The sequence below is a fragment of the Kineobactrum sediminis genome (genome assembly GCF_002868715.1).
Classification (GTDB): Bacteria; Pseudomonadota; Gammaproteobacteria; order Pseudomonadales; family Halieaceae; genus Kineobactrum; species Kineobactrum sediminis.
Window position 1 is genome coordinate 265157 of sequence record NZ_PKLZ01000002.1, and the last position, 13036, is coordinate 278192.

A 13036-nucleotide genomic window follows, 5' to 3' on the forward strand; every position below is an offset into this window, starting at 1 on the left:
TTGCGTTTGTTCGGTCCGTTTCGTCGATTGCTGCCGCCCGGCTGGTGAAAATAGCCTTTATTGCGCATCGGCAGCGCTGCCATGTTAGCGGGTGACGGCCTGTTCAGCCACAAATTAACCGCCGGCTGTTGGAATCCGCAGGAGTTACTGCGATATAGTGGTGTCAGCGTACGCCGCTTCCTTGCAGGATCTGGCGACGCGGATTCCATTCAACCCGCTGCGCAAGAGCAGATGCAATGATTCAATCAAAACGTGGCCGGCAGCTGCTGGCGGCACTGTTTCTGGCAGGCGTGGGCGGCTCTTTGCTGGCACCGACAATGCTGTCCTGGGCGACTTTATTGCTCGCGATAGCCGGCCTGTGGCTCATGCATCGCCAGGTGCTCGGCCGGCAGGGCTGGGAAAAACCCCGGGAATTGCGCCTGATCCACTTTGGCTGCTGGTTCTTTGTGCTGGTCTATGTGCTGTTCTGGATTGCCTCGGGATTTGACTATAACGCTCTTAAAGAGTTGGACGGCCCGGCGCGGTTGATTTTTTTCTGGCCGCTGGTAGTGGCCATCACATGGGCGAAGGTTCGCGCCGATACCGTGTTCGCAGCATTTGCCGTTGCCGCGTTGGGGGCGATAGCGAACGTGGTCGCCGACATCTGGCTTGGAAGCGTTGAGGTTTTTGCGGGAATCCCGCGAGCGGGACTTGCGATCAACCTGATAGCGCTGGGGAACCTGGCACTGCTGTCTGCCGCGCTGACCCTGGTGGGTGCGCTGTACTGGTTCCGTGCCGGACATGCCCGCCTCGGCTGGGCGGCCGCTGTCCTGGCATTCCTGGCCCTGGCGGCGGCACTGCAGACGCAAACGCGCAGTAACCTGGTGGCCCTGCCGGTCCTGCTGTTATTGATGTTGCCGCTGGTATCCGCGCGCTATCGTTTGCCGGTAGTTGCGGCGGGGCTGGCGATTATCGCGATAGCCTCGTTAAGCAGTGACCGGCTGGTGCGTACGGTGACCGATATGCGCGCCGGCCAGCTTGATCCTCCCATTGAATCGCGGCTGGAGATCTGGGACTTGTCCTGGGGCCTGTTTGTCGACCAGCCGCTTACCGGCGCGGGCTTGAACGGCTATACCCGGGCGGTTGAGCGCGCGATCGCTACAGAGCAGGTAACAGCCCCCGAGTTCGTTGCACGGTGCTGTCGCGACCATACCCATAATGACCTGTTGCAAAGCCTGGCGACCCGGGGCCTGGCGGGCGGTCTCAGCTGGTTGTTGTTGCTGTCGTTACCCCTGCTGGTATTCGCCCGCTATGTGCGTTCCCGGGATATTACCAGCGCGCATCTGGCAGTGGCCGGCACCCTGTTCCCGGTCGGGTTCTTTGTCTTTGGCCTGACCGAGGCGGCGTTTTCGCGCACTCTGTTTGTCACCTGGTACCTGGTCGGGGTAGCCGCGATTGCCGCCGCCCTGTTTCTTGCCCTGAATCGCGCCTGCCACCGTCAACGCACAGTGTCCTTATCGGCCATTGTCATCACCCGGGACGAGGAGGCTCACATTGGCGCTTGTTTGCAATCGCTGCAGGGCGTGGTTGACGAGATTGTGGTGCTCGACAGCGGCAGCACGGACAACACGGTGGCAATTGCCCGCGAGTATACTGACTCTGTTGAAAATACCGACTGGCCCGGCTTTGGCGTGCAGAAGCAGCGCGCCCTGGAGCGCGCGACAGGGGAGTGGGTGTTGTCGATTGATGCTGACGAGCGGCTCAGCCCCCAGTTGGCGGCGGAGATAAACCATGTCCTGAATGCCCCTGACGCGGATGCGTACAAGTTGCCCTGGGCGGTGACCATTTATGGTACCCGGCTCGATTTTGGTCGCAGCGGGCGAGCGCCCCTGCGCCTGTTTCGCCGCGAAGGGGTGCGTTTTTCAGACGCGCTGGTGCACGAGAAAATCCTGCTGCCCGAGGGGCGCAAAGTGCGCACCCTGCGCTCGCGGCTGGTGCACTATACCCACAGGGACTTCGGTCACGCCCTGCTCAAGGGTGCGCAATATGCCTGGCTGGGCGCCAATGAAAAATACCGCCAGGGCAAGAAGGTACGCACCCTGGTGTATCCAACGCTGCGGGGCTTGCTGACCTTTGTCCAGGTGTATGTGTTGCGACTGGGTTTTCTCGACGGCTCGGTAGGGTTCTTGTCCGCGGTGCTTTATGCCCAGGTCAGCTTCAACAAATACGCGGGACTGTGGACAAAGGCGAGGCCGCGCTACGGCGCCGAGTGAGCAGCGTTTGACAAGGCTTTGCGCAGGCGCCGCCTGACCCGCAGTTTGCGCAGCAGGTTCAGTGGCTTGCGGCGTCGCTTCACCGGTGAGGCCAGAAAGTCATCCACGGCCTGCAGGACGCGCGCGCTGGAAGCGCCATCGGTAAAGCCATGTAGTTCCCGGCACAGTTCCGCTTCGGCCTGCAGAAGCTGGGGCGGCCGTTGTGCCGCCCTCTGCAAAGTCGCTTCCAGGTCACTAATGTCCTGTACGTCCAGCAGCCAGGGGCCTGGCATCCTGGTGCGGTAGGTCACCACGGGCCGGTTCAGGAACATGAATTCAAACATGATCGAGGAGGTGTCGCAGAGCATCAGGTCGGCCTCGTGCAGCAGCGGCAGCAGTTCCTGGTCACTTTCCACAAAGCGCAGGTTGGGGCCGGCCATTTGCCGGTAGCGCCGGGTTACCGCCGGGTCCATCTTCGGGTGCAGGGTGACGATAAAGCGCCAGCGGCCGCTGTTGGCGAGCGCTTCAATAGTATCGGCCAGAACCGGCGCGGAGGTGATGGAGCGGCTGAAGGTGGAGGCGTAAAACACCACCGGCGGTTCATCCGCAGCACGCGGGCGCGGCCCCTGTGGTTGTCCCGCGGAGAACAGGGGGTCCAGTTTGGGCCAGCCGGTTTTGGCAACGGCAAAGTGCTTGTGCTGTGCCGCCAATTGGCTGAATTTGGCGGTATCGGTCTCCGCGTGGGTGCAGTACAGGTCAAACCAGCCGCGGATCTGGTAATGGTCACTGGCATCCTCGCTGCTGTGCCCACGCTTGTTGCGGGCCAGGCCGTGGAAAACCTCTACCTTGATCCCGGGCAGCTGGGGCGGTACCCAGTCGCCGGGCACGAAGGTTGCCAGTGCCGGGTAACGGCGCGCTTCATCCAGGGTGCGCAGGTGCAGTTCGTCATCGCGCAGGGGTGCCGAGGTGCAGCCCGCGACAAACCAGGCTGCTTCATCCCCACGCTTGCGGATTTCGGCCTGTAGTGGCCGCAAAATCGAGTAGGCATAAGGCTGGTTAACAAAAAACAGATAGCGGCGCATACTCCAGTTCCCGGGATGCCTGGCTGAGGATGGGCGATATTATCATATCGGTGTGGGCGCGACCTTACCGGGCAGCTTGCTACTCCCGATAAGGATTGCCTTGTCCGGCAGGGCGATGGCGAAAGCGCTTGTATTCCCACTGGTACTGCTCGGGTGCGGCGCGCACGCAGGCCTCCACCGAACGGTTGAGAGCCGTGGCTGCCACCACCGGGTCGGGATCGGCAATGCCCGGTTCACAGGCGCGGATGACCAGCCGAAACCCACCGCCATCGGGAAGCCGCTGGCACCAGGTCATCAGTGGCGTGGCCCCTGATTTCTGCAGCAGTTTTGACACCAGGGTCATGGTTCGCACCTCCAGGCCAAAGAACGGTGCGTAGGCGGCGCCGGCGCCGCGAGGGCTCTGGTCCGGCAGAATACCCGCCACTTCACCCTCGCGCAGCAAACCGATCAATCGTGCCAGGCCGCGGCGGTCACCGCGCACCAGCTCCGACCCCAGCCTGCCCCGAACCTGGACCATATAGTCTTCAAATCCCGCCAGGGATGGTGGGCTGTACAGGGCGGCCATCCGGTATCGGGAGGAGAAATACAGCCCGCACAGTTCCCAGTTGCCCAGGTGCGGGGCCAGCAACAGCACGCCCTTGCCGTTTTTGGTCGCGGCCTGCAGCAGTTCCTCGCCCTCAAGCTGCCGGATGAGATCCAGGCAGCGTTCTACCGGCCATTCCCACACCAGGGGGATTTCCATTGCCACCTGGCCGGTATGGCGCAGGCTGTTACGGGTAAGCTCCCGCCGTTCCCCTTCATCGAGCTCGGGAAAGGCGATGCGCAGGTTGATGTCAGTGACTTTGCGGGCGGGTGTGGGCAGCATAAAGCCGAGTGTGCCCAGGGCGCGGCCGATACCCTGCGCGGTGCGCAGGCGCAGTTTGCCCAGGAGACCGATGATAAAGATCAGTATGCGTGCTTTGGACAGGGCCATGGGTCTTCCGTTATCAGGGTTCGTTGAGGATTAGTAGAAGCCGGGTTCTTGTGGGTCCGGGCGGGTCTTGAAGCGCCGATGCATCCACAGATACTGCTCGGGATGCCGCCTGACCTCGCGCTCAATCACCTGGTTGATGAGAGTGGCATCGGCAAGGTCATCCCCGGAAGGAAAATTCTCCAGCGGCGGATGAAAGTAAATGTCGTAGCCAAGGCTGCCCTGGCGACGGAAATGGCTGAACGGCAGTACTTTGCAGCCGCTACGTGCGGCGATCCGCGATGTTGTGGTGATGGAGGCCGCGGGTACCCCAAAAAAGGGCGCAAATACGGCGTCTTTGCGGCCGTAATCCTGGTCGGTGGCGTACCAGACCAGCCGGTTGTTGCGTAATTGCCGCAGCAGTCCGCGCAGGTCCTTGGCGGACAGGGCAATACCGTCCTGGCGCTCACGGGCGCGCGTCATTACTGCGTTGAGCAGGGGATTGTTGTGATCGCGCTGCATGACATCGGCGTCGACCCGGCATCTGGCCAGGATTCCGCAGAGATCCAGCGAACTGTAGTGGCCACCGAGTGCGAGAGCACCCTTTCCCTCTGCCAGTGCGGCGTGTACATGTTCCAGGCCGTGCACGGTGGTCACGCCCTGGAAGGCAGCGGGATCGCGGAACCAGGCCAGGCCGATCTCCATGATACCGATGCCGTTGGAATGAAAAGAATGACGCACCAGTGCCCGTTGTTCGGCGGCGGACAGTTCGGGAAAGCACAGGCCAATATTGACCTCGGTGATGTGCCTGCGTTTTGGTATCAGCCAATAAGCCAGTTCACCCACCCCTGTTCCCAGCCACCATTGCAGCCGCAGGGGCAGCCTTGCCAGAAGCCACATCAAGGCGATGCCCAGCCAGGTTGACCACCAGCGGGGGTGCAGGTAACGGCGGTAGCGTAGCTCGCGGTTGGTCGACCGGCCTTTACTCACGTTGCAGGGTACTCGCTGTTGATTCACAGAGCGCCAGTTTAGCAGGTGGGCCGGCTGTGGCGGCAATAGTTGTGCAGGCGTTCCCGAGTCGCTTTCGGTAGAATGGTGGCTGTCTCACTGCCCGGACCGGCGATGCTGCGTATTGTTTACTCTCTGTCATTTCGTCTCGCGCTGCCCCTGCTACTTGTCAAGCTGTGGTGGTCCGGACGCAAAAATCCGGGGCTGCGGGCAGACTGGCCGCAGCGCCTGGGCTACGCGCCCATCTCCAGCGAACCGGTAATCTGGGTTCACGCCGTATCAGTGGGGGAAACCATTGCCGCGGCGCCGCTGGTGAAGGCACTACTTGAGCGCCATCCGCGCTCCCCGGTGCTGATGACCGCCATGACAATGACCGGTACAAATCGCGCCCGGGCCCTGTTCGGCAGTCGCGTGCGCTATGCCTTTTCACCCTACGATACGCCCGGCTCGGTAAAGCGCTTTCTGAACCGCGTTCGCCCGGCGGCGCTGGTGATCATGGAAACCGAACTCTGGCCCAACATGATCAGCCTCGCCGGTGCACGGGGGATACCGATAGTACTGGTAAATGCACGACTTTCGGCGCGTTCCGCCCGCGGATACCGCCGTATCAATAGCCTGGTGCGACCGTTACTGCATAATATCAGCTGGATTGCAGCCCAGGCTGCCGATGATGCCCGGCGTTTCCTGGATATTGGTGCCCGTCCGCAGACGGTCTCGGTCACCGGCAGTATCAAGTTCGATGTGCAGATATCCCCGCAACTGCAGGCAGCAGCGGCGGAGTTGCGAGCCCAGCCGGGGTTTGTCCGCCCGATATGGATTGCCGCCAGTACACATGCCGGTGAAGATCAGTACATTCTGGCGGCCCATCGCAAGGTGCTGGAGTCGTATCCGCAGACCCTGCTGATTCTGGTGCCCAGACACCCGGAGCGGTTTGAACCGGTGGCGGAGGAGGTGCGGGCACGGGCGCTGACGTGCGCCCGGCGGTCACTGCAGGAGAGCCCCGACGGCGCCCAGGTCTACCTGGCCGATACCATGGGTGAACTGATGTTGTTATTCGGGGCTTCCGATATCGCATTTATCGGCGGGTCGTTGATCGAGCGCGGTGGCCACAACCCGCTGGAGGCCGCGGCGTGGGGGATACCGATCATATCGGGACCCCATGTATTCAATTTTGCCACCATCTACGACACCCTGGCCGCCGGCCATGCCCTGGCGACGGTAGCGGATACCGGGGAGCTGGCGCAGGAGGTGCTGGTACTGTTGGCGGATGCAGGTCGCAGAGCGGAGACGGGCGCGAACGCGCTGGCGGTAGTAGCCGCAAATCGCGGCGCTCTCGAGGAGGTCCTGGCGGGCCTCAACCAGTACCTGCCGGAAGACAGCCCCGTAGCGGCAGGCTAGGAGCCTGTCGGACTTAAGGCTGTTCTACTGCGGAAAAGCCGGATTGGCCCTTTTTTGAGCAATTTCTCGTTAAATAGAACCACTATTCGCCTCGAAAGTGCTCAAAAAATGACTCAAACCGGACTTTCCCTCGCTACGAACGCTTAAGTCCGACAGGCTCCTAGAGACTACCAATAAGTGCCCTGCGCAATGCCGGGCGGCTGGTGTCAGGCGACAGCCAGATAGCCAGGAAGTGCTCCCCGAATGCCGGGTCCTCGATAACTCCGAGAGGCTCGCCATTGAGGAGGAAAGTGCTGCGGTTTTGTTCGTCCAGGTCCAGCGCAAGGACATCGTTTTTGGTGACATCGGGCCAGAGGCCGCGCAGTTCCTCGAGCCAGGCCTGTGAGCCCTCGTGGTTGAGATTCAGGTGGTCCCACTCCTCGCCAGTGCGGTCTACCAGTGCGCTGGCGCTGATGTCCCTGAGATACTCAATCTCCAGCCGCAGCGGGCGCTGGCCGGGGTCATAGCGGCCATCTTCACTATACAACCGGGAGTCGTAGACCGACCAGAACATCACCGACAGGCGAGCCTCGCCGACCATTTCCAGGTTGTCGGAAGCCTGTGTCGCGGCTGCCAGCAGCGCCGCCAGGATAACACTAGCCAGGTATCGATACATTGGGGGTTGCCTCCAGACGGTTGAAGAAGCGTTGTTGCAGATAGTATAGCCCCGGTAACAAAGCAGACCAGATCAGCGCCATGACCAACAGGCTTTGCCACAGGGGCAAACCAAATTCCACGGCACCCAGACGGGAGCCGGCAAAATAGTTCAGGGGCACCACGACACCGCCGGCGATGGCCGCCAGCCAGGGCCTGGGGCCGAAAGCGGCGAGGCTGCGGCCCAGCGTAGTGGCAAAGGCCAGCCACAGGCAACACAGCCACAGGGGTACCAGGACACCGCCGGGGAATACAAAGACCCCGCTGAGACTGAGGCCGGCATCAACGGAGATACCGAGGCCTCCCAGCACCGCCAGCTGGCGTAGCTCGTCGAAGCGCCTGGGCACCAGTAACAGGTGCAGTGCGATAATGGCCAGGGTCGCGGGCAGTAACTCATCGCGGCCCAGAACTGCACAGAACCAGAGGCTCTGGAACCAGATGGCATTGAACCAGAGTTTGTCGGTGAGGTGCGTGGCCGCCGTGCCTGAACTGTCAGTAATGGGAGTGCTCATGGGCAGAAAACCGTAACAGGGTATCTTCGTTACGCGCCGAAGCGGCTCCCGGATTACTCCACCAGGGTGCTCAGCTCTCTACCTTGGCCCCGTGCACACCCAGGTAATGCGAGCTCAGCTGCGGCGCCGCCGCCAGGGCTTCGTTGATCTCATACAGGCGCTCGTAACGGGTTTCGCGTATCAGCCAGCGTCCATCGACTTTGCTGTAACGATCCCAGTATAGCGCAGTACCATGGGTAAGAACGTTGTGACCCAGTAGCCACATGTGGTCCGCCAGATACCAGATGCCGGTGGCCTCGTCGGCACTGAGCATCTGGATTTCCGGCTGGTGGCCGTTGTGGTGTCCTATGGAACTGGCATTGAACGACTGGCCGATATTGGCGAGGTATTGCTCGCGGCCGGTTACCTGCCATTCGTAAGTGCCACCGATGAAATGTACGTGTACGTCATCGTGAAACAGGGTGCCCAGTTCCGCCAGGTTGGCGGTATCGATACAGCGGAAATAGGCGTGCTTGAGTTGTTTGATCGCTTCGATATCCATCAGCCGCTGGATATCCTGGCGCAGGCCCTCGAGGTCCGTACCGGTCGCTTGCAGGGGTATACCCTCGCCAATGCCCATGTTCTGCTTGTTCAGTTGTTGCCTTTGTTCGCTCATTGCCAATTGCCCCCGTTATGATTTAGAGGCAGTGTAAGCGGCTCCCCGGGCGGGGTCATCCGGCAGGGGCTGAATAGTTAAGCCAGCCGGCTAACTGTGGGGGATAAGCGTTATTTATGCAGGCCTGCGATGATTTTCCGCGCTGCGGATCACGCCCTCGCCGACCACGAGGGTGACGATGACTCCTGCCAGCACGGCCCACTGCATGCCTTCACCGGGCGTATAAATAAACAGGATAATGGCCAGGCCGAGAATCACCAGGCAGGACCAGGCGCAGAGTCGGGCCATGGTGAGGCCGCCGGGTATACGGTAGGGGCGGGGATGATCGGGGTCGGTCACGCGCATTTTGATGAATGTAAGCAGCATGCCCTCATAAGGCAGCAGGAAGATGACGGCGCTGAAAGTAAACAGTGACCAGAACAGGTCTTCATTGGACAGCGCCAGCAAGCCGTACATCAGCAACACGACGGTACTGACAATTCCCATCAACACGGCGGCGCCAACGGGTGTGCCCAGGGATTTGCTTTCAATCGCGAAAACCCGCGGCAGTTCGCCCTCCAGCGCCGCTTCTGCGGCCGCCCGGTTGCAACCCAGGGCCCAGGTGACGCCATTGGAGAAGAAGGTGAATAATGCCCCGATGCCCAGCACCATGACAAACACGCCGCCCAGGGCAGTACCGCCGAAGAACAGCTGCAGGGTATCGATAATGCCTTCGACCAGGTTGATGTCACCCGCGGGCAGGGCCGCCAGTACCGCCATGGTTCCGCACAGGTACAGCAACAGGATGATGGTACCGGAAATCAGGATGGCGCGCGGTACATCCCGGGCGGGATTGCGCATCTCGGCGCTACCGGCGCTGACCAGCTCAAAACCGAGCATGCCGTAGATGATGGCCGGAATGTACTGCAGGCTGTTGCTCCAGTCGGGCTTCAGGGTCTCGAGTGTGAGCGGGTTGGCCATGCCATAGCCCTGCACATGAATAATCGCGCCGATGATGATGGCCAGGAAGATGAACACCTTGATAATGGCGCCCATATTGGGAATCCACTTGCCCACTTCCAGCGTGACTACATTAACCAGTACCGCCAGCCAGGTAAGGATAATGCCCACGGCTATTTGCCAGCCGAGGCTCAGGTCCGGAAAGAACATCTGTTTGAAGACACCGGCGAACAGGATGAAAATTGCCGGCATCCAGACCGCGGTATTCACCCAGTAGCACCAGGTGGCGCGCGATGCCCAGCGACCGCCGTAGGCGTCGCGGATCCAGGCATAAATGCCGCCCTGCTCCGGATAGGCACAGCCCATTTCGGCGCAGATCATGGCGAAGGGTACAAAGAATATCAATCCCAGCAGCAACCACCAGAATACACTGGGTGCACCCACGGAGGCGGCGGCGGTAAGGGTGTCCAGAAGCAGGATGGCAGAGACCGTGAACAGCACCATGTCGCGTTGGCGCAGGGTTTTCGTGTGCACTACCTGGTCTGTCATCTGCGAGCTTCCATCAGTAGGGTAACGGCCTGACCCTGAAGGTCAGGCTAATCGCAAAACCGCCTAAACACCATAGTGCGCTGCGGTCTCGTCAAGCGCCTGATGCAGTTTCTCCACCAGCGTATCGATTTCCGCCATGGTGCTGACCAGCGGCGGCGCCGTGATCATTGCGTCCCCGGTCTGGCGCACCATCAGGCCGTTCGCGTTGGCCCGGTCCCGGCAGTACACCGCGCCGGTGGACTCCGGCGCCAGGCGCTCCCGGGAATGCTTGTCACGCACCAGTTCCAGGGCGGCGAACATACCCTTGCCGCGCACCTCACCCACGATCGGATGGCTTTCCAGTTCCCGCAACCGGCTTTGCAGATGCGGCCCGATAGTGGTCGCCGCGGTCTGGATGATATTGGTCTCGTGCAGGGTCTTCAGGGTGGCAAGGCCCGCGGCGCAGGAAGCCGGGTGGCCGGAGTAGGTGAGTCCGTGGGTAAATTCGCCACCGTGCGCAAGCAGCACATCGGCTATCTGATCGCTGATCATAACGCCGCCCAGGGGGATGTAGCCGTTGGTGATGGCCTTGGCGAAGGTCATCAGCTGGGGCTTGATCTGGTAGGTGTCACTGCCGAACCAGTCGCCGGTGCGGCCAAACCCGCAGATCACTTCGTCGGCGATCAACAGGATGTCGCGCTCGTCACAGATACGCTGGATCTCCGGCCAGTAGGTGTCGGGTGGAATAATGACACCGCCCGCGCCCTGGATCGGTTCGGCGATGAAAGCCGCTACCCGCTCCTCACCCAGTTCGTCGATTTTTGTTTCCAGTTCACGCGCCACCTCGATACCAAACTCCTCGGGGGAGAGGTCGCCGCCATTGACGAACCAGTTTGGCTGGTTGATGTGGTGTACGTAGTCCAGGCCCCGTACCTGCTCGTGCATGCCGCTCATGCCACCCAGTGAACCCGCGGCAATTGTCGAGCCGTGATAGGCGTTCTTGCGGCTGATGAAAAGCTTTTTTTCCGGTTTGCCCAGCAAGTCATAGTAGCGGTGTACCAGGCGAATATTGGTATCGTTGGCCTCTGAACCGGAGTTGGTAAAGAACACATGATTGAAGCGGGCCGGGGTGATATCCACCAGTGCTTTCGCCAGCTCTACCGCCGGCTGGTTGGAACAGCGGAAAAAGTTGTTGTAAAACGGAAGCTCCTGCAGTTGCCGGTAAATCGCCTCGACAATCTGGTGCTGACTGTAACCAAGATTACAGCACCACAGCCCGGACATGCCATCCAGCATCCTGTGCCCGTCGGTATCATAAATATAAATATGCTCGGCGCGATTAACGATGCGGCCGCCGTGGGCGGCATAGTCGCGCAGGTCGGTGAAAGGGTGGAAATGGTGGGACTGGTCCAGCTGGTGCAGTGCCGGAGAGCTTACTTTCATATTCATCGCTGTTGCCTCTTGTGCAGTCACCGCCGCTCGGGATTTTCCGCGGGTGATCCGTGAATCTACCCCGAAGTGTTATAGTCGAGAGCGCTGCGGCTGTAGTTTAATGTTCGTCAGGGCCAATACGGCCAGTGTGGCATAGCCCGTTGTTCAGGCAATTACCCTAAAGTGGTGGTTTGCATTGCTCGGGGAATCGTAATACCAGGGAAACGCAATACCATGCACAGCACCAGAGATGATGTTCAGCAACGTTTGCAGGCCTTTCTTGTCAGTAACCCGGATATCGAGATCTTCGAGGTCATGTTGCCCGATATCGGTGGTGGCATGCGCGGCAAGTGGATTACCCGGGACAAAATCCACAAAGTATTTGCCGGTGAAGTGAAACTGCCGGCCAGCTCGGTGGCGTTTGACGCCTGGGGTCGCGATGTCGAGGCCTGGGTATTCAACACCGGCGACGGCGACGGCTACTGCGAGGCGGATGTGCGCACCCTGGCGCGGGTTCCATGGATGCCACGCCCTACCGGCCAGGTATTGATGTCGATGCGCGAAGCCGACGGCAGCCCCGGCGTACTTGACCCGCGCTTCATGCTGCGCGCGGTGATGGCGCGCTTTGCCCGGCTGGGCCTGACCCCGGTAGTGGCCACGGAGATGGAATTCTATCTGCTGCATGCCGAGCCGGACGCGCTGGGCCAGCCGCGCCACACCCAGGGTGATCGCGTGGGGGGGCGCCTGAACGCCGGGCAGACCTATTGCCTGTATACGATGGCCACCATGTCCGAGTTGATGCACGGCATCCGCGATGCCTGCGACATGCAACAGCTGCCCGTGGACACCCTGATCAAGGAGGGCGCGCCTTCCCAGTATGAGATCAACCTGTACCACTGCCCCGACGCCCTGCTGGCCTGCGACCAGGCGGTGATGTTACAGCGTGCGATCAAGGGCGTAGCGCGCAGCCAGGACCTGCTCGCCACTTTCATGGCCAAGCCTTTCGGTGAGCTGGCGGGCAACGGGATGCACGTGCACTGCAGCCTGCTTGATGCGCAAGGCAACAATGCCTTTGACGATGGCACCGGCAAGGGCACGCCGCTGTTGCGCCAGGCGATTGCCGGCTGTATGGCAAACATGGCGGACAGCATGCTGTTGTTTGCGCCGCACCTGAATTCCTATCGTCGCTTTCGCCGTGGCACACACGCGCCGCTGGCGCCCTGCTGGGGGTATGAAAACCGTACGGTGTCCCTGCGGGTCCCCACCGACCAGCCTGCGGCCACCCGGATCGAACACCGGGTTGCCGGCGCAGATGCCCACCCGCACCTGGCGGTTACCGCTATCCTGGCGGGAATGCTCCAGGGTATCGAGCAGCAGCTGGAAGCACCGGCGCCGATTGAGGGTAATGCCTATGACCAGGTGGCATTGTCCCTGCCGCGCTACTGGCCGGATGCGCTGGAGCGCTTTCGGGGTTCCGATTTTATTCGCGATAATTTCGGGCCGGAATTCCAGCGCGTGTTCACTCTGCTCAAGGAACAGGAGATGGACGAGTTTGACCGCCAGGTGACACCGATGGAGTTCGATACTTCTCTGTAAGACGTTGCAGTTGC

The 13036-nt window shown here is 61.0% G+C and carries 11 protein-coding genes; 3 read left to right on the plus strand and 8 right to left on the minus strand.

Annotated elements, in window-relative coordinates; all coding sequences use genetic code 11:
- The first annotated feature begins 236 nt into the window (after positions 1 to 236).
- Positions 237 to 2252 (plus strand): glycosyltransferase family 2 protein, encoded by a 2016-nt coding sequence (locus CWI75_RS04795; protein ID WP_101520352.1) that lies wholly within the window; start codon positions 237 to 239, stop codon positions 2250 to 2252.
- Here CWI75_RS04795 and CWI75_RS04800 read toward each other — a convergent pair.
- From CWI75_RS04800 to lpxL, 3 genes are all read right to left on the minus strand, one after another.
- The gene (locus tag CWI75_RS04800; RefSeq protein ID WP_101520353.1) at positions 2237 to 3313 is read right to left on the minus strand and encodes a CDP-glycerol glycerophosphotransferase family protein; all 1077 of its coding nucleotides are present in this window, start codon (positions 3311 to 3313) and stop codon (positions 2237 to 2239) included. The genes CWI75_RS04795 and CWI75_RS04800 overlap by 16 nt on opposite strands.
- A gap of 79 nt (positions 3314 to 3392) precedes the next feature.
- On the minus strand, positions 3393 to 4286 hold the full coding sequence (locus tag CWI75_RS04805) for a lysophospholipid acyltransferase family protein (RefSeq protein WP_175580194.1): 894 nt from the start codon (positions 4284 to 4286) through the stop codon (positions 3393 to 3395).
- A gap of 30 nt (positions 4287 to 4316) precedes the next feature.
- Entirely contained in the window at positions 4317 to 5279 is a 963-nt protein-coding gene (gene lpxL / locus CWI75_RS04810) for an LpxL/LpxP family Kdo(2)-lipid IV(A) lauroyl/palmitoleoyl acyltransferase (RefSeq protein WP_206604638.1), read from the minus strand.
- 105 nt (positions 5280 to 5384) lie between these two features.
- On the opposite strand from lpxL, the gene waaA reads away from it, so the two are divergent.
- On the plus strand, positions 5385 to 6668 hold the full coding sequence (waaA, locus tag CWI75_RS04815) for a lipid IV(A) 3-deoxy-D-manno-octulosonic acid transferase (RefSeq protein WP_101520462.1): 1284 nt from the start codon (positions 5385 to 5387) through the stop codon (positions 6666 to 6668).
- A gap of 160 nt (positions 6669 to 6828) precedes the next feature.
- Here waaA and CWI75_RS04820 read toward each other — a convergent pair whose 3' ends face one another.
- The 5 genes from CWI75_RS04820 to CWI75_RS04840 form a co-directional block, all read right to left on the minus strand.
- Positions 6829 to 7323 (minus strand): chalcone isomerase family protein, encoded by a 495-nt coding sequence (locus CWI75_RS04820; RefSeq protein WP_101520354.1) that lies wholly within the window; start codon positions 7321 to 7323, stop codon positions 6829 to 6831.
- Entirely contained in the window at positions 7304 to 7873 is a 570-nt protein-coding gene (locus CWI75_RS04825) for a DUF2878 domain-containing protein (RefSeq protein ID WP_101520355.1), read from the minus strand. The genes CWI75_RS04820 and CWI75_RS04825 overlap by 20 nt, the downstream gene beginning before the upstream one ends.
- Positions 7874 to 7943: 70 nt before the next feature.
- Complete coding sequence (locus CWI75_RS04830; protein ID WP_241521082.1) at positions 7944 to 8528, minus strand: nuclear transport factor 2 family protein; 585 nt, start codon at positions 8526 to 8528, stop codon at positions 7944 to 7946.
- Positions 8529 to 8642: 114 nt separating this feature from the next.
- Positions 8643 to 10016 carry an APC family permease gene (locus CWI75_RS04835; protein ID WP_101520356.1) on the minus strand — a complete coding sequence of 458 codons (1374 nt, stop codon included), beginning with the start codon at positions 10014 to 10016 and terminating at the stop codon, positions 8643 to 8645.
- Positions 10017 to 10079: 63 nt separating this feature from the next.
- Complete coding sequence (locus CWI75_RS04840; protein WP_101520357.1) at positions 10080 to 11444, minus strand: aminotransferase; 1365 nt, start codon at positions 11442 to 11444, stop codon at positions 10080 to 10082.
- 216 nt (positions 11445 to 11660) lie between these two features.
- Here CWI75_RS04840 and CWI75_RS04845 point away from each other — a divergent pair, with 216 nt between their 5' ends.
- Positions 11661 to 13022 (plus strand): glutamine synthetase family protein, encoded by a 1362-nt coding sequence (locus CWI75_RS04845; RefSeq protein ID WP_101520358.1) that lies wholly within the window; start codon positions 11661 to 11663, stop codon positions 13020 to 13022.
- The last annotated feature ends 14 nt before the right edge of the window (positions 13023 to 13036 follow it).